Here is a 16,527-nt window from a genome sequence, read left to right as displayed (position 1 = left end):
CTCATCGAGCTTTCCTAAAGAATAGGGTCTTCACATCATGCTCAACACCCGGACCAAACGACGTCGTGGATTACGCTTCGAAGGACTGGAGCGACGCCATTTGTTGGCGGGAGTGATCAGTGAGTATTCGACCGCTGCAACCAATCAATTTTTGGAGCTGCGTGGCGAGCCCAACGCGGTGCTTCCTGCGGGCACCTACGTGACGGTGGTCGAAAGCACGGGAAACGTATTAGGAGGCCGTATCGATACGGTACTCGACCTGTCGGGGCAGCGTTACGGTAGCAATGGCTTTCTCGTGATCGCGCTGTCGGACCATTCGTTTACGATCGATCCAGAAGCCACTGCGTTGGTCAGCGCGACCACTAATCTCGACGGTTTGCCTGCGGGAATCTATCAAGGGGGCGATTTTTCCGTTTTCACCGCTACGGCGTTTTTGATTCAATCGGACATTCCTCCGGTGTCGCAGGATGACATCGATACCAACGCCGATGGGATCATCGATCCCGCGGGGGCGGCGGCTTCATGGACGATCCACGACTCGGTTACCATCGGAACGATTCACGACTACTTTGGCTATGGCCAGACCGTGATTGGGAAGCTTTCAAAACAGTTGTCGCTGCAATCAGATTCGACCTTTGTCGCGATCGACGAGGCCGTGATTGACAGCGTGTATTATGTTGGCCGGTTGGGAGATTCCAGCGGTAGATCCGCCGATGTGTGGGTTGCAGGATTCATTCACGAGGATTTTCGAACGCAAAATTCACTGCGATTTTATGCCGGTGAGCTTTCCGGGTACACGCCGATTCCTACGGTCTTCAGCGGACGGGGGATCGATCACGTGGGAACCTACAATTTTTTCGGCGGTGTCCGGGGAACCGCTTTTAATGACGTCTCCCGTCAACCTCTGCCGGGACTGACGGTGCTGGCTGACACTAACGGAAACGGTGTTCGCGATGTGATTACGACGGTGATCGAACCGGACAATTTTGTCGCCGGGGCCGACATGACCAATGCGATTCCTGGGGTCACGTTAACTGCTGCCCAACGCAATAGTCCGTATCCCGCAGGAACCATTGCCCCACGCACCAATACCGTGGGACTTGCGTCGACTGGCACAAGCGTGTTTTCCAGGCAGGGCCTCTCGTTCTTTGGCGATGAAGGTTTGCGGGTTGAATTCTATCGCGATGCCGATTCGGTTCAAATCGATGCGATCGGGACATCGTCGAACTTTCCGGCCTTGGTTCGAATGGAGGCATTTGATCGCAGCGGCCAATCGCTTGGCGTGGTGCGATCGGAGACGTTGTTGAGGGGGCAGAGGCAGACGCTGAACTTCGTATCCAACCGCGGTGAGATCGCGTTGGTGACGATTACCGAAGACTTTGGCAACGCCCACTACGTGAACTACGATCGTTTGGTCGTCAGCCAGAAGGAAGCGACCGCGACCACGAACGCCTTGGGGCAATACGAGTTCCAATACCTAACGCCTGGTTCCTATCAGATCACCATTCCGAGCGCATCGGGAGTGATCCCCAGGCAGCCCGTCGGTGGTTCCCAGGGAGTGACGATCGACTTCACCGAGCATTTTGATGTCAATTTTCTGTTTGGTGATAACAAGCCCCCGGTGATCGATGTCGCTACGTTAGAAATGGATGTCGACGAAAACGCACCGATCGGGACGGTGATTGGAAGTATTGCCGCGACCGATCCCGACACCGATCAAACCGTGCGGTATCGATTGGTCGATGGGACCGGCCGACGCTATTTCGCGCTCGATCCGTCGAGCGGCGAGATTCGTGTTAGCAACCCTCGCGGGTTGAATTTCGAATTGACCCGGGAATACACCCTGGTGATCGATGCCTCGGACAATTTTCTCCCGAGTGCTTCGGAACGCGCGACCGTCACCGTGGCGATTAACAACGTCAACGATCCGCCGGCATTGGCCGACAACCGATTTACCGTCCCAGAAAATGCTTCCGATGGTTACGTCGTCGGTACGGTCATCGCGAGTGATCAGGATGCGATTAACGAAGCGAGCGACGATCCCGAATCGCCCAATGGAACGATTGGCGAGCAGAGTGGCGAGTTCCGGTTTGCGATCGCAGATTCCATGTACGACGCGATGTTTGCCATCGATCCCGTGACCGGAGAGTTGTCGGTGACCGATGCGGCTACGTTCGACTTCGAAACGATTCGGGAATTCCTTCTGCCGATCGCCGTGACCGACCTCGCTTTGACGCCAACGACCCATACGGGGACCGTGCGAATTCAAGTGCTGGATGTCAACGAACCGCCCCAAATGGATAATGCTTTGATCACCGTCGGTGAAAACGTTAGTCCCGGCATCGTGCTTGCAACCCCCGCAGTGTTTGATCCCGAGGGTTGGGAATCGTTCACACACACGATCATCGCGGGCAGTGGTCAAGCTTTGTTTACGATGGACCAGGACAGTGGAGCGATCCGGTTGGCCGATGGGGCTTCTTTGGACTTCGAAACCCGATCCTCGTACGACCTCGTTGTTCGCACGGTCGAAGTTCCCAACGACCTTGGCCAACCGGCCAACCCGCTGAGTTCCGAGTCGACGCTGTCGATTCAAGTGGGAGATATCGATGAGCCCCCGCTGGTTGAATTCACGGCGACGATGATCGATGAAAACGCACCCGCCGGGACGGTCGTGGCGACCTTGACCGGCATCGATCCCGAAGGCGCTACGCTCACGATCGATCAACGCACTGGAGAGTCAGCGTTTGTGTTCGATGCAAGCACGAATCAATTGAGAGTCGCCGCGGGCGCAACCATTGATTTTGAGAACGATGCATCGCATTCGGTCCTCTTGCGAGTCTCCGACGCTTCCTTTCCACCGAATTTCACCGACGTGTGGATCCCTATCGCCATCGGTAACGTCAACGAACCGCCAGCGATCACAACGCAAAATCTATCGATCTACGAGAATGCCGCGGCCGGGACGCTGGGCGTTCAGGTGGTTGCCACCGATCCGGATGCCAGCGATCGGCTCCGTTTTGAAATCGTTGGAGGGGACGCCGCGGACATTTTTGGAATCGGAGAGGAGACGGGTGTGCTGACGCTGTTGCCCGCCGCAACGCTCGATTTCGAAGCGATCGAAGGGCCCTTATCGCTTGAGGTTCAAGTCACCGATGCTGGCGGGCTTCTCGATTCAAAGACGGTTGAAATCACTGTTCTGAACGTCAACGAATCGCCAGTGATCGAGGAGCCCTTTGCAAATCTACGGCTCTCCGCGGGACGCCATTTTTGCCTTGCCTTCGAAGACGATCTATTCTCCGATCCGGATGCCAACACCGAATTCGAAGTTTCGATTGCGTCCAGCAGCGGCGTTTTGCCCGGTTGGTTGAGTTACGATAGCGCAACGCGCAAGTTGCTGGGCACCCCCAAAGTCACCGATGTTGGAACCACGTCGATCGTCGTAAGGATCAATGATCAAGAGGACTTGCCCTTGGCGGCGTCCGACGCATTCCTCCTTTCGGTCGCCAGTTCCGACGCCGGTGATTTCCACACCTCCAACTGTGGCGCCGCGTGGCAGAACCCGACCAACCGCTTCGACGTCAACAATAGCGGTGAGGTCGCTCCGATCGACGCCGTGATGATCCTCAACTTTCTGAACCGATCCGGGCCCCAGATCGTGCCAGCGGAGGATCCCATTGGACGCTATCTCGATGTCGATGGCGACAATGCGATCTTGCCGATCGATGCGCTGCAGGTGTTGAACTACATAAATTCAACGACGTCGGTTCTGAATCGCGTGGCGGCTCAGGGGGAAGCTGCCGATGCGACCGCCACCGATCTGGCCCTGCTCGATTTGACACAGGTCGCCACCGAACACGCCGCTGCTGCCACGGCCGCTGCCGCCGTGTGGTCGCCCAGTGATGCTTTCGCAGACGACGAAGAAGACGAGGATCCTGCTGAGGCCATCGATTCTTCGCTGCGGGAGATGTTGTTGTCCTAGTGGCAGCCCTGCGCTCTCGTTTGGAATCCTTAGCCGTTCGCCGCGACGAATTGGCAGCGTCGACCACAAGGTAGCCCTCGCGTTTCCCGAGGGCGACGTCGCCGCAGCGGTTCGAGATGCATGCGATCATCAAAGGTGTCCACGTCGGAAGGGGACACCGGCTCGCTTGCCAATCACGCTTGGCGTATGATCGGATACGCATCATTTCATCAAGCGGAGTTGCTCAGAATATCATGCTCGCAAAACGTGTTATCCCCTGCCTGGACGTCAGTTTAGGTCGCGTCGTCAAAGGGACGAATTTTGTCAACCTTCGCGACGCCGGTGATCCGGTCGAAGTCGCAGCGCGGTACGAACGCGAAGGGGCCGACGAATTGGTCTTCTTGGACATCACCGCCAGCCACGAAGAGCGGGACATCATCATCGATGTCGTGCAACGCACCGCCGAGCAGATCTTCATGCCTTTGACCGTTGGCGGCGGAATCCGCACGCTCGACGATATCCGTGCGCTACTGAGCGCCGGGGCCGACAAGGTCTCGATCAATTCTGCTGCCTGCAAAGATCCCGAATTAGTTCGGGCGGCAGCCGATCGATTTGGCAGCCAGTGTATCGTGGTGAACATCGATCCCAAGCGGGTTGTCGTCGATGGGGAGACAAAGTTTGAAGTCTTCATCAATGGCGGCCGCAAACCGACAGGCTTGCAAGCTGTCGCCTGGGCGCAGGAAGTTCAGCGGCTCGGAGCGGGCGAAATCGTGCTGACCAGCATGGACGCCGACGGAACCTGCGACGGATACGACCTCGAAATCACCGCGGCGGTCAGCAACGCGGTTTCGATTCCTGTGGTTGCTAGCGGCGGGGCGGGGAAACCGGAGCACTTGGCCGATGCGATCGAAATTGGCCGCGCCGATGCGGCGTTGGCGGCCAGCATCTTCCACTTCGGTCAGTTTACAATTGAAGAGACCAAACGCGTGATGGCGGACCGGGGGATTCCGGTTCGATTGGGATCGGGTGCTTGCCGATAAAAGAGATCATCCAGACGTGACCGCCGCCGCCCATTGTAGACCTCAAGACGAAAGCAGACGACGATGAAGCCCAAGACAGCTGAAAAGCCCGCGATGCCCGTTCCCGATCCCTCGATCTCTCCCGAGGCGCAGCGCACCGCGATGATGGCGCGTTTGAAGTCGAGCCTACTGCAAGAGAAAAAGGAGCTGCCGGTCGACAAGATCTTCCGGGCTCTGGTCAAACTGGAAGGTTCCGACCTTCACTTGAAAGTGGGCCAGCCGCCGATGGTCCGCGTCGGTGGCGAATTGAAACCGCTCAGCCGTGGTCCCATCGATACCGAGGAGATGGTTGACCTGTTGTTGCCAATGATGGATCAACGCAATCTGATGATCTTCGAACAGGAAGGCGGGGCCGACTTCTCGTACCAATGCGATGTCGACGGTGTTCGTTGGCGATTCCGTATCAACATGCTCAAATCGCTCGGCAACATGGGCCTCGTCGCGCGGCGAATCAGTAATTTCATCCCCGACTTTCGCGGCCTCTTTCTTCCGGCATCGATCGAAAAATTGTGCCACTACGAACAGGGCATGGTGCTGTTGGCGGGAGTCACCGGTTCGGGAAAAAGTACGACGATCGGGTCGATGCTGAACTACATCAACAGCATCTATCGCAAGCACATTCTGACGCTCGAAGACCCGATCGAATTTATCTTCACCGAGGATAAGAGCCTGATCAACCAACGGGAGATCGGCCAAGACGTCCTCGACTTTAGCATCGGGATGAAACACGCGGTGCGTGAAGATCCCGATATCATCCTGGTGGGCGAGCTTCGCGACGAAGAGACCTTTATGACGGCGATTCACGCCGCCGAGACCGGTCACTTGGTCTTCGGTACGATTCACGCGGCCAGTGCATCGACCTGTATCGGACGTATCCTCGACCTCTTCCCCGAATCGTTGCACGGCGCGATTCGATCGGCGATCGCCTTTAACATGAAGGGGATCGTCGCCCAGAAACTGCTTCGCAGCATCAAACCTGGGGTCTCCCGCGTACCGACCTGCGAAGTGATGACCTTCACGCCGATGATCACCAAATTGATCCTCGAAGGGCACGACAGCAAGCTGCCCGATGCGATCCGGATCGGTGCCGAAGACGGCATGCAGGACTTTACGATGAGTCTAAAGAAGTTGATCGACGACGAATTGATCGATCGCCCCACCGCGTTTGCCGTCGCACCCAATAAAGACGCCCTCAAGATGGCGCTCAAGGGAATCGACGTCAAAGCTCCCGGTATCATTTGATCCCGAAAAGGCTGGAGTCGAGCCCTCCGGCGCACACACACCAAGCGCTGGAGTCGAGCCTTTAGGCGAACTCACCAAGCGCTGGAGTCGAGCCTTTAGGCGAACTCACCAAGCGCTGGAGTCGAGCCTTTAGGCGAACTCACCAAGCGCTGGAGTCGAGCCTTTAGGCGACCGAGGTTGCGCGGCGTTCGCCTAAAGGCTCGACTCCAGCACCAAAGCGAACGGCTACGCACAGCCTGTCGCTCGGCGTGGCAGTTCGAACATCGAATACTCCAACTGCTGCTGGCTGATCCCCAACTCATCGCGCAGACGCCGATACATATCGGGCATCTGAGCCGCCGAACCGACGAAGTGCGATCCGTCGGCGGAGGTTGGCGGCATCCCCGCTTCGACGCGGATCCGTTGCCCGGCAAGCATATACACACCCGCTCCTAGACCGGCTGCTGCGATGCAGTCGGTCGTGAAGACGAGATTCTCCGGGGGGATGCAGCGGATGTAGTTCTTCAACGCCACCAACGGGACATGAAACCCGTCAGCGATCATGCAAACGATCAACCGATCGGACATCGACAACACGCGTTGGATGATATTATCGTGCCGATGCATCTGTTGCGGGCAACCGTTGCCAAGATGCGTAAACATACTCAAACCCTGGTCGATCGTCGTGGCCAATTGCTCCACACTGGGATCGCAATGCCCCGCGGCGACAACCACATTCCGATCGACCAACCAACGCGTCAGCTTGCCACCTGGGTCTTGTTCCGGTGCAAGCGTGACCAGACGGATCAGCCCTTCGCCGGCAGCCAATAGTTCTTCCATGAACCGCTGATCAGTCTGCCGCGCGTGCGCCGCCGGATGGGCTCCGATATAGCCGGGCACCGGACTGATGAAAGGGCCTTCGATGTGCAGCCCCGGAATCATCGCCGCCGTTGCCGCCGACAGTTTGCGGAGCGCCACGATTCGTCGCACCCGTGCCAACATCGCTTCGTTGGAATCGGTGATTACAGTCGCCAAGATTCCCGTCACGTTGTCCTGCTGCAACCGTTCAACGGCCGCTTCCAGTAGCGATTCGGTCAACGTTTCATCGTTGAAATCGGCGCCGAAAAAACCGTTGACTTGCAGGTCGAAAAATTTCGGTAGCGATTCGCTATCGGTCATGCCTGAACCTTCTGGGCTTGAGCCTGTGATTCGGCCGACAGCAGCGAAGCGGCCGGTTCGTCGACCAGCAGGGTCGTTTGAGGATGGCGTTGCAAGATCGATGCAGGCGTCTTGGGGCAGACCTCCCCTTCAAACGATCCCTGAACCGCCTTGGCCTTCCGTTCATCCGGAACGCTGCAAACGATCCGCTTCGATTTCAGGATCTGGTTGACCGACATGCTGATCGCGCGCTTGGGAACCGATTCGAGCGAATCGAACCAGCCCTCGCCAACCTGTTGCATCCGGCAAGCTTCATCGAGGTCGACGATCAGGTAGGGATCGTTGGTTTCGAAATCAGCGGGTGGATCGTTGAACGCCAAGTGAGCGTTTTCGCCGATGCCAACCATCGCGACATCGATCGGGGCCGCCGAAACCGCCGCCGCCGCTTCGCTGACGGTCGCTTCGATATCTTGGTCGCCCCGCAGGAAACGGAAGCTGCGAAGGCCGACGCGGTCGACAAATCGCTCTTTCAAGTATTTGCAGAACGATGCAGGATGATCGGGAGAGATCCCTTCGTATTCGTCCAAATGGAAGCCATCGACGACCGACCAATCGATCTCGTCGTGCTGGACCAAGTGCTCCAAAACGGTGAACTGCGAGGCGCCGGTAGCGACCAACAGTCGCGCTTGGCCCGAATTTTTAATTGCGGCGACAAGGTCCGCAGCGGCGATTCGTGCGGCTTCACGCCCCATTAAGTCGGCATTTGCGGCAATTACAAGGTCCATTTTGGTAGCTCCAGGTGGGAATTAAGGGGATTTTAAAAAAAAGAGTCAAGCAATCGTGATCGCACGTCGCGATCGGATTTCGAGGGGGATAGTCACGGTGAACGCCGTAAACCGCTAAATATCCATTGCTTAACCGCACGATAGTAAGCTAAGCTTGGCATCACTTCGCGAGATTAAGGTAAGGTTAATTGCCGCATCGCGGCGTTAAGGTAGGCTAAGTTGCCGCAAATGGGCGATGAGTGGGAACGGTGTGATTTGGAAAACTTGTTTTGTAACGCTCGATCAGGTACACTGCTGGTCTCGTTCGGATCACTCAGATTAGGACTGGGTAATGGAGATGCCAATATGACTCATCGTTTTGTACAGCCTTGTCCAACTTGCGGTCGCAAATTGGAAATCGGCGTCGAGCTACTTGGGCGTGAAATCGCCTGCCAACATTGTCTCGCGGAATTTACCGCAGCAGACCCGACAGCGACACAGTCGATCTTGGATGACGACAGTGCGTTGCTTGCGCGTGTGGAAGAAGTGCTCCAACGCGCTGATCATTTGTTGACAGCAAGCAACAACGCGGATGCTAATCTTACCGCGAACTAATCCCCTCTTGCTACCACCAATTTGCCCGATGCATGCATCGGGTTTTTTTATGTCTTGATCGTTCTTCGATAACGTTGATTGAATCCACGGTATCCAGAAATACCGCCGGACAGACCGCCCACACTGCCGCCTTCAGATTTCATTCCAAGGTATTAAAAATCCGGTCACCCGCGTCCCCCAAGCCGGGAACAATAAACTGCCGCTCATTCAGCGATGGATCGACAGCGCAGACGAAGATCGAGACGTTGGGGAATTCGGCCTGCACGCGGTCCAATCCTGGCTGGGCGGCGATCACGCTTAAGACGCGAATGTCCGGAACGCCCCAGCGGATCAGCCGCTCGACAGCGCTGCGGATCGATCCGCCGGTGGCCAGCATCGGGTCCAAGACCAATCCCACATCGACCGCGCCGCGTTTGGGCAATTTGTCGTAATAGGAGACCGGTTCGGCCGTCTCTTCATTGCGATACATCCCCAAATGCCAGACCTCGGCATCGGGAATCAATTGGTGCAGCGGTTCGACCAACCCAAGGCCCGCTCGCAGAATCGGGACCAGCCCCACGCGAACGGACAACTTTTGCGAAGGGCAATCGGCCAACGGCGTCTTCACCGTGATTGGTTCTGTCGGCAGATCGGCGGTGGCGTAGACACCCAACAACATCGCCAACCGATTGACGGTTGCTCGGAATTCGGCGGGGCTCGTTTTTTCGTCCCGCATCGTGGCCAAATGATGAGCCACCAGAGGATGGCTCAACTGACTCAATCGACCCATCGGCCTAGTCCTCGTCCTAAGTTGTGGAAGAAGCCGCGGCCGATCCTCGTGAACGGCCTCTCGGCGTTTTTGATCGTACCGGTTTAGATTACCGGGCAGACATCAAACCAACTGCGTTTTTGACCCTGCATCCATTCGGTCGACTCGGTCGGTCCCCACAGGCCGGGCTCGTAAACGTGCAGGTCGGGCGCCGCAGCGCTTCCCCACGCGTTGATGATCGGATCGATGATGCTCCACGCCAATTCAACCTCGTCGCTGCGCGCGAACAGGCTTGCGTCGCCGTTGACCGCATCCATCAGTAAGCGTTGGTAGGCATCGGGCATTCCCCCGGGGCCTGCTTCCTGGAACAGGAAGTCGAAGTGGCTGGTGCGGGTCTTCATTTCGGTATCGGGAACCTTCGACTGGAAGTACAGCTGCAACCCTTCGGCCGGCTGCACCTGAATCACCAACTGGTTCGCTTCGGGCGTCCGCGTCTTACCCGACGGGAACAACAGATGGGGAGGCGAACGGAACTGGATCACGATCTGAGTCGTTCGGCAGGACATCGCTTTGCCGCTGCGCAAGTAAAACGGCACGCCCTTCCAACGCCAGTTGTCGATATACAACTTCAACGCAGCGAACGTCGCGGTTTGGCTGCCCGCGGGCACCCCGTCCTCTTGTAAGTACCCTTGGTACTGTCCGCGAAGCGTATTCTTGGCGAAATCGGCCCCGGACATGGGACGCACGCTGTGCAGCACTTTGACTTTTTCATCGCGAACCAAGTTGGCGTCGTATCGCGCGGGCGCCTCCATGGCGGTGATCATCATCAATTGCAGCAAGTGATTCTGAAACATGTCGCGCAAAATACCCGACGTGTCGTAGTAGCCTGCCCGCCGGCCGATCACCACTTCTTCGGCCACCGTGATCTGCACGTGGTCGATGTAGTTGCGGTTCCACAGCGGTTCAAAAATCGTGTTGGCAAACCGCAGCGCGAACAAATTCTGAACGGTTTCTTTCCCCAGATAGTGGTCGATTCGATAGATCTGGTGTTCGTTGAACGATTTGTGAATCGAGCAGTTCAAGGCCTCTGCCGATGCCAGGTCGGTGCCAAACGGCTTCTCGATAATCACCCGCCGCGTGCCAGTGGCCTCGTCCGCCAAGCCCGCTTGGCCCATCAAAGTGATCGCCGATTCATAAAGCCGTGGCGAGGTGGATAGATAATAGACGCGGTCGCACGCCGTACCTTCCAACTCGTTGAGGTAATCGCCCAACGCGACGAAATCATCGGCTTTGGTGATATCGCCGGGACGATAATAAACATGCTGGCAGAACTGCTTCCAATCCTCGGCAGTAAAACTGGCGGGGAGGAATTTTTCAGTCGTTTCGCCGAGCTGGTTGCGCCACTGATCGTCGCTGAAGTCGCTCCGCGAAACGCCGACGATTCGAGTTCCCTCGGGCAATCGTTTCTTCTGGAACAAGCGAAATAACGCGGGAATCAATTTGCGACTGGTCAAGTCGCCCGAGGCACCAAAGATTACGATCGTACTGGCCATGTCGTTGTCTCTCACCATCGCTCGTCCAACGGATTCGTTTCTACGTGGATAAATAAGTGTAGCGGCCTGGGCGGGCATTACGAGTGGTGCAGCGCGGTTGTTTCCACGCGCCACAGATGAGTCGCGAGATCACGCCGCCACAGGCAGCTGGCGGTGGACTCAACGCCCTGGCCGACGCTGCAAACGGTCATCCCGCCAACGGACGTCGCGCAATGTTTGTCCGCGCGCCACCAGATGTTCAAACAAGAAATCGGCCGCGTCGCGACGCAGGCGCCGCTGGTCGGTCAAATCGGCAAAGCGCTGGCCTGTCGTCCGCTTTGCGTGGACGTAAACCAGGTGCAGCCCAAGTCCCGATCGAATGATCGGCAACAACGTGCTGGGCTCTGCCGCCAGCGCCGCTTCGGCAACGACAGCTGGTAAATCGCCATCGGCCCCAATCCAACCGATGTGTCCGTCATCGGCGGCGCTTCCGGCTTGCGAATGCTCCGCTGCTGCATCGGCAAAAGAGATCGCGTCGCTACGAATCCGATCGGCGATCTTTTCCAAAGTCTCCAGCTGCTCCGGATCGCTGATGAAGATCTGCGAGATGTCGACCTGGGTGCCGTTATAAAGATAGGATCGCGTCTCAAAGAACCGCTGCAGATTGGCATCGTTCAAGCGAACGCGCAGGAGATCGTTCCACAGACTCAACCAAGCGACTTCGGACTGCAGCGCGGCGACGTCGGTATGCTGCTGGGCTGCAGCTTGCTCAAGCGTCGTGCCAGTGGCCAGCACCTGCTGCTGCCACGCTTGAATTGCTTGGTCGATGATCGCCGCGCCCGCTTTGCCCGACTGATCTCGCAACGCCGCAAGTGCCAAGTGACGTCGGACCAAGACATGGGCGATCGCCGAGCGCAGCGAAGGATTAGCTTCCAGATCGGTGGCCGTCAAGCCACGTCGATGGATCAGTAAATCGATCTCACTGGAAAGGACTGGGGCTTCGCCAATCCAGGCGATCGCGTCCGCCTCCGATTGGCTTTGGCCCGACGCGGGCAACGTCCAAAGGCAGGCTAGGAGGATCGGCAACCAACGTGAGCGGCGATGGATCATGGCAGCAGGATGTCGTGCAAGGTGAAACGAACTTCGCTGCGGACGATCGACGAAGGGGTTTCATAATGGAATTGAAAGCGAGCCGGCTGGCTCTCCAGATCGAACAGATATCCGATCCCGATTTCGTCGGACGTTTGGCGATAGATCTCGTATCCCAAGTTTTCGATCCGGGTCGGCTGGGCCGGTTTATCGGATCCATCGTCGGGGGTTTCTGCGGGATCGGTATTCGCTGCGGTCACGTAAGCGGGATTATCGAAGACCCAACCACGATGCGATTCAAGCGCACGATCGGCCTGTTTGAATTTCACGTTCACCCGCAGCTCGTGCAGCGAACCGTTGCCGCGAACACTTTCCAATGTGACGGTCACATCGCCGGCATCTTTGGACGGGAAGGTGTCGCTGCCCAGATCGAAATCAAAGTGTTTGATCTTGCCCGGCAGCAGCGCGTCGATCGTTCCCGAAAGCGTATCGATCTTTGCAGGGCGTCCGGCGGGCAATTGAAACGGAATCGATGTCTGCGTCGACGGAATCCCCGCGTTGGGCATCGCTTCAGCCGTCTCGGCCGACGCTTGCAGCTGCAACACATCGCCATTGTCCAGCTTCGCCCCAAACTCTTTCAACGGCAGGGAGAGTCCGATCGGCGTCAGCCGCAGTTCCCACGAGATGTCGATCATCAGGTCGAGTCCGCTGAGCCGCGGGTTATGCAAATCGCGTCGCGCGGTGACGCTGATCGGTTCGATTCGAAAGACGCCGCTGTACGCGGCGGTGTCGCTGCGGCGGGGGCGATCGGGACTGCGAGGGACCAATTTCAAGGATTGTTCGACACCGCCAAAGCGATCGATATCCAAGTCGGCGGCGTCGAGGACTTCATCGACAGCGTTCCAGAAAGGAATCTTGACGGCGTGGATCTTGACCGGCAGCGATGCATTGATCGCTCCGGAAAACTGAACCTTCGTCTGTCGAGTGATCTGGCCCAGCGCGTCGCCAAGGGTCCGCGCGTCGCGGATGGTGATGGGCGTTGCATCGATGGAGGTCGTCGATTCTAGCTGTTCCAACTGGCTGCGAATCCGCCGCAACCGCTGGCGCATCTCGGCCGTGGGGAGATCGTTTTCCCGTGGCAACAGCCCCAGGATGTCGAGCCCCAGATCGATCAATTCGCGTTCGGCGGCTTGCCGTTCGGAGAGTGTTCGCGCATCGAGCGCTGCGATCAAGCGTTCGACTTTCACGGCGCGATCGCGTTCGCTGGCCGCAGGGTCGGTCGGCTGCTGGGCGAGGGCGGCCTCAGCCCCGAACACCGCCAGCAGCAGGAGCGTCGCAAGCCGCTTCGAAATCACGGAGCCCGACGCATCATCGGGGCGGGGCGTTGTAATCGTCATGATCGGCACTGGCTTAAACGAGAGAATCGTAACTTGAAGCGATCGGCCCACGTTGGGCGTGGCCAGTCGGTCCCCAAGGGTTCCGATGGCGTAGGGTTCATCTGCGAGGCAAGTCACCGCCAAGGGGGCCTTTCATCGTAACACGTCGCTCGTTTCCGGTCACAAATCTCGAACCTATTTTGCTTCGGATATGCCAGCTTCTCATCGCACCGTTTTGATTTTCTTGGCGTTTGCGCTATCGTGTTCCTCGGGCCGAGCGAGGCTTTCGGCCAGCGACCGCGATCCCATGCTGGGATTGAACCTGCAAGGTGAAGCGGTACAAGGGATGTCGTTGCTGTGGACTTCTGGTCGCGCTGTCGTGCTGCAACGCGATGGCCGATTGTTCGATTTTGATCCGGCCGATGCGTCGCAGGTGCGGGTCGCTGATACCCGCTTCGACCCCGCCAGCCAAGCGGAAATGCGGAGTCAGCTGTATCGTGAATTCGGCGACCGATACCAGGTCACCGCGACATCACACTATCTTGTGGTGCATCCGACACAGGGTGGGCATTGGCCGGAGGTCTTCGAGAGCTTGCACCGGGCGTTCTTGCAGCACTGCCGCACGCGCACCCTACCGCTGCGCAAGTCGCGGTTTCCGATGGTCGCGATCGTGTTTCCCGACCGCGCCAGCTTTTTGCGGTACGCTCAATCCGATGGGAATCGTCCCGTGGGAGGCAATGTGCTGGGCTACTACTCGCGAAACAGCAATCGCGTCGCGCTGTACGATCACGGCGCGACGTCCGGTGGCGTTTCGGCGACGATGCGCCACGAAGCGGCCCATCAATCGGCGTTCAATTGGGGCATTCATTCCCGCGTGGCGAAACAGCCGCATTGGATTATCGAAGGCTTTGGGACGATGTTCGAAGCCGAGGGGATTCACGATTCGGCGAGCAATCGAACGTTACAAGAACGCGTCAATCGAGAGCTGCTGATCAGTCTCCGCAAACGGTATCCCGATTCGCAATCGCTGGCCGCCGCGATCGACGATTTGGTTCAAGACGACCGAACGTTTGCTAACGATGCCGAATCGGCCTACTCCGTCGCTTGGGCGATGACCTTTTTTCTAGCCGATCGACGCCCCGATGTGATGCGTCAATTGGTGACCCATTACAGTTCGCGTCTCCCCTTTATCACCTACCCGGCGGAGGAGCGGCGGAGCGATTTCGAGCGAGCGATTGGCATCTCGATACCAATGCTCGCTTCACAAATCCAGCAGTTTCTCGGTGACGTCCGCTAAGCGTGGATGCTCTTGTAACGGGTTTTGCGTCCGTCGTCGGATTCACCCATCCGTTCACGGCGTTGCGCTTCATAGGTCTCGAAGTTGCCTTCGCACCAGTGCGCGTATCCGTCCCCTTCGAACGCTAGGATGTGCGTCGCTAGGCGGTCCAAGAACCAACGATCGTGCGACGTCACAACGACGCAGCCGGCAAAGTTCTGGATCGCTTCTTCCAACGCACGCAAGGTATCGACGTCCAGATCGTTTGTCGGTTCATCCAACATCAATACATTGACGCCGCGACGCAGCAGTTTGGCCAAGTGAACGCGGTTGCGTTCACCACCGGACAACTTGCCAACCTTCTTCTCCTGGTCAGGGCCTTTGAAATTGAACCGTGTGACGTAGCTGCGCGAATTCACCGTCCGCCCCCCCAGGTCGATCGTGTCGTGCCCTCCGCTGATCTCTTGGTAGACCGTTGCGTCGTCGTTCAACGAATCGCGACTCTGGTCGACATAGCCGAGATCGACTGTCGGACCGACGCGGAATTCGCCGCTGTCGGGCGTATCCTGACCGGTCAACATTCGGAACAGCGTCGTCTTGCCGACACCATTGGGGCCGATCACGCCCACGATACCACCGGCGGGAAGGTTGAACGAAAGGTCCTTCATCAACACCTTGTCGCCGAAAGCCTTGTTGATGTTCTTCGCTTCGATCACCAGTTCGCCCAAGTGCTTTCCGGGCGGGATCTGGATTTCCAATTCGTCGGGACGCTCTTGGAACTCCTCGGCAACCATCTTGTCGTAGGCCGCGATACGCGCTTTGCTCTTGGACTGTCGCGCCTTGGGACTCATCCGAATCCATTCCAGCTCGCGAGCCAAGGTGCGTTGCCGCGCCTGTTGCTTGCGGCTTTCGCCTTCCATTCGCTTCTCTTTCGCCTGCAACCAAGCGGTGTAGTTGCCTTCGAATGGGAAGCCCTTGCCGCGATCGATTTCCAAAATCCACTGGGCAACGTTGTCCAAGAAGTAGCGATCGTGAGTGACCGCGACGACGGTGCCGGGATATTTGGCCAGGTGTTCTTCCAACCATTGCACCGATTCGGCGTCCAAGTGGTTGGTCGGTTCGTCCAACAGCAGCAGATCGGGTTGGCGGATCAACAGCTGGCACATCGCGACGCGGCGGCGTTCACCACCGGACAGCTTGGTCACGTCGGCATCGCCCGGCGGCAGATTCATCACCTGCATCGACATTTCGACTTGGCGTTCGAGTTCCCACAGGTTGCCGGCGTCGATCTTATCCTGCAGATCGGCCATCTCGTCGCACAACTTCTGCATTTGGTCGGGATCTTCGACCTCGCCCAACAGGGTGCCGATCTCGGTGTAGCGATCCAAGACCGCTTGGCGTTCAGCTACCGCGACGGCCACGTTTTCGGCGACAGTCTTGGTTGGATCCAGATGCGGTTCTTGCGACAGATACCCAGCGGTGTAGCCCGATGCGAGCCGGGCGACACCTTCAAATTCGGTATCCTGGCCGGCCATGATCTTCAACAGCGTACTTTTGCCCGCACCGTTGGGGCCCAAAACGCCGATCTTGGCACCGGGATAGAAGGCCAGCCAAATGTTCTCCAAGACAACCTTCTGGCCGTGCTTTTTGGTTAAGTCTTCGACTTGGTAGATGTGGTGTTTTCCCATTCTCTTCGCTTCAAGTTCGCTGG

The 16,527-nt window shown here is 57.7% G+C and carries 12 protein-coding genes; 5 read left to right on the top strand and 7 right to left on the bottom strand.

Annotation, left to right across the window (positions count from 1 at the left end; all coding sequences use genetic code 11):
* The first annotated feature begins 37 nt into the window (after positions 1-37).
* From Poly24_RS08100 to Poly24_RS08090, 3 genes are all read left to right on the top strand, one after another.
* The gene (locus Poly24_RS08100; protein ID WP_145093100.1) at positions 38-3,979 is read left to right on the top strand and encodes a cadherin domain-containing protein; all 3,942 of its coding nucleotides are present in this window, start codon (positions 38-40) and stop codon (positions 3,977-3,979) included.
* 233 nt (positions 3,980-4,212) lie between these two features.
* A complete protein-coding gene (gene hisF / locus Poly24_RS08095) occupies positions 4,213-4,998 on the top strand; it encodes an imidazole glycerol phosphate synthase subunit HisF (RefSeq protein WP_145093097.1) in 786 nt (261 codons plus the stop codon).
* Between the two features lie 93 nt (positions 4,999-5,091).
* Complete coding sequence (locus tag Poly24_RS08090; protein ID WP_231753619.1) at positions 5,092-6,279, top strand: type IV pilus twitching motility protein PilT; 1,188 nt, start codon at positions 5,092-5,094, stop codon at positions 6,277-6,279.
* A gap of 225 nt (positions 6,280-6,504) precedes the next feature.
* Here the strand turns inward: Poly24_RS08090 and Poly24_RS08085 are convergent, their stop codons facing one another.
* The gene (locus tag Poly24_RS08085; protein ID WP_145093093.1) at positions 6,505-7,437 is read right to left on the bottom strand and encodes an N-acetylglucosamine-6-phosphate deacetylase; all 933 of its coding nucleotides are present in this window, start codon (positions 7,435-7,437) and stop codon (positions 6,505-6,507) included.
* Positions 7,434-8,201, bottom strand: coding sequence for a glucosamine-6-phosphate deaminase (locus Poly24_RS08080; RefSeq protein WP_145093090.1), 768 nt, complete (start codon positions 8,199-8,201; stop codon positions 7,434-7,436). Before Poly24_RS08080 ends, Poly24_RS08085 begins: the two co-directional genes overlap by 4 nt.
* A gap of 345 nt (positions 8,202-8,546) precedes the next feature.
* Here Poly24_RS08080 and Poly24_RS08075 point away from each other — a divergent pair, with 345 nt between their 5' ends.
* Positions 8,547-8,795 (top strand): response regulator, encoded by a 249-nt coding sequence (locus tag Poly24_RS08075; protein ID WP_145093087.1) that lies wholly within the window; start codon positions 8,547-8,549, stop codon positions 8,793-8,795.
* Between the two features lie 139 nt (positions 8,796-8,934).
* Here Poly24_RS08075 and upp read toward each other — a convergent pair whose 3' ends face one another.
* From upp to Poly24_RS08055, 4 genes are all read right to left on the bottom strand, one after another.
* A complete protein-coding gene (gene upp / locus Poly24_RS08070) occupies positions 8,935-9,564 on the bottom strand; it encodes a uracil phosphoribosyltransferase (protein WP_145093084.1) in 630 nt (209 codons plus the stop codon).
* Positions 9,565-9,647: 83 nt separating this feature from the next.
* On the bottom strand, positions 9,648-11,096 hold the full coding sequence (zwf, locus tag Poly24_RS08065; RefSeq protein WP_145093081.1) for a glucose-6-phosphate dehydrogenase: 1,449 nt from the start codon (positions 11,094-11,096) through the stop codon (positions 9,648-9,650).
* A gap of 159 nt (positions 11,097-11,255) precedes the next feature.
* Entirely contained in the window at positions 11,256-12,185 is a 930-nt protein-coding gene (locus Poly24_RS08060) for a peptidylprolyl isomerase (RefSeq protein WP_145093078.1), read from the bottom strand.
* Positions 12,182-13,678 carry a hypothetical protein gene (locus Poly24_RS08055; protein WP_145093075.1) on the bottom strand — a complete coding sequence of 499 codons (1,497 nt, stop codon included), beginning with the start codon at positions 13,676-13,678 and terminating at the stop codon, positions 12,182-12,184. The genes Poly24_RS08060 and Poly24_RS08055 overlap by 4 nt, the downstream gene beginning before the upstream one ends.
* Before the next feature lie 73 nt (positions 13,679-13,751).
* Here Poly24_RS08055 and Poly24_RS08050 point away from each other — a divergent pair, with 73 nt between their 5' ends.
* Positions 13,752-14,837 (top strand): DUF1570 domain-containing protein, encoded by a 1,086-nt coding sequence (locus Poly24_RS08050; protein ID WP_145093070.1) that lies wholly within the window; start codon positions 13,752-13,754, stop codon positions 14,835-14,837.
* On the opposite strand, the gene ettA is transcribed toward Poly24_RS08050, so the two are convergent.
* The gene (ettA, locus tag Poly24_RS08045) at positions 14,834-16,504 is read right to left on the bottom strand and encodes an energy-dependent translational throttle protein EttA (protein WP_145093067.1); all 1,671 of its coding nucleotides are present in this window, start codon (positions 16,502-16,504) and stop codon (positions 14,834-14,836) included. The genes Poly24_RS08050 and ettA overlap by 4 nt on opposite strands.
* Positions 16,505-16,527: the final 23 nt, after the last annotated feature.

Source organism: Rosistilla carotiformis, from assembly GCF_007753095.1.
Taxonomy (GTDB): Bacteria; Planctomycetota; Planctomycetia; order Pirellulales; family Pirellulaceae; genus Rosistilla; species Rosistilla carotiformis.
The sequence above is the reverse complement of the archived record's forward strand: the minus strand, read 5'-3'. Positions and strand labels throughout refer to the sequence as shown.

Excerpts from the sequence above, each read along its gene's own strand:
- Poly24_RS08100 (WP_145093100.1), top strand. The coding sequence starts at position 38 with ATGCTCAACACCCGGACCAAACGACGTCGTGGATTACGCTTCGAAGGA.
- hisF (WP_145093097.1), top strand. The coding sequence starts at position 4,213 with ATGCTCGCAAAACGTGTTATCCCCTGCCTGGACGTCAGTTTAGGTCGC.
- Poly24_RS08090 (WP_231753619.1), top strand. The coding sequence starts at position 5,092 with ATGCCCGTTCCCGATCCCTCGATCTCTCCCGAGGCGCAGCGCACCGCG.
- Poly24_RS08085 (WP_145093093.1), bottom strand. The coding sequence starts at position 7,437 with ATGACCGATAGCGAATCGCTACCGAAATTTTTCGACCTGCAAGTCAAC.
- Poly24_RS08080 (WP_145093090.1), bottom strand. The coding sequence starts at position 8,201 with ATGGACCTTGTAATTGCCGCAAATGCCGACTTAATGGGGCGTGAAGCC.
- Poly24_RS08075 (WP_145093087.1), top strand. The coding sequence starts at position 8,547 with ATGACTCATCGTTTTGTACAGCCTTGTCCAACTTGCGGTCGCAAATTG.
- upp (WP_145093084.1), bottom strand. The coding sequence starts at position 9,564 with ATGGGTCGATTGAGTCAGTTGAGCCATCCTCTGGTGGCTCATCATTTG.
- zwf (WP_145093081.1), bottom strand. The coding sequence starts at position 11,096 with ATGGCCAGTACGATCGTAATCTTTGGTGCCTCGGGCGACTTGACCAGT.
- Poly24_RS08060 (WP_145093078.1), bottom strand. The coding sequence starts at position 12,185 with ATGATCCATCGCCGCTCACGTTGGTTGCCGATCCTCCTAGCCTGCCTT.
- Poly24_RS08050 (WP_145093070.1), top strand. The coding sequence starts at position 13,752 with ATGCCAGCTTCTCATCGCACCGTTTTGATTTTCTTGGCGTTTGCGCTA.
- ettA (WP_145093067.1), bottom strand. The coding sequence starts at position 16,504 with ATGGGAAAACACCACATCTACCAAGTCGAAGACTTAACCAAAAAGCAC.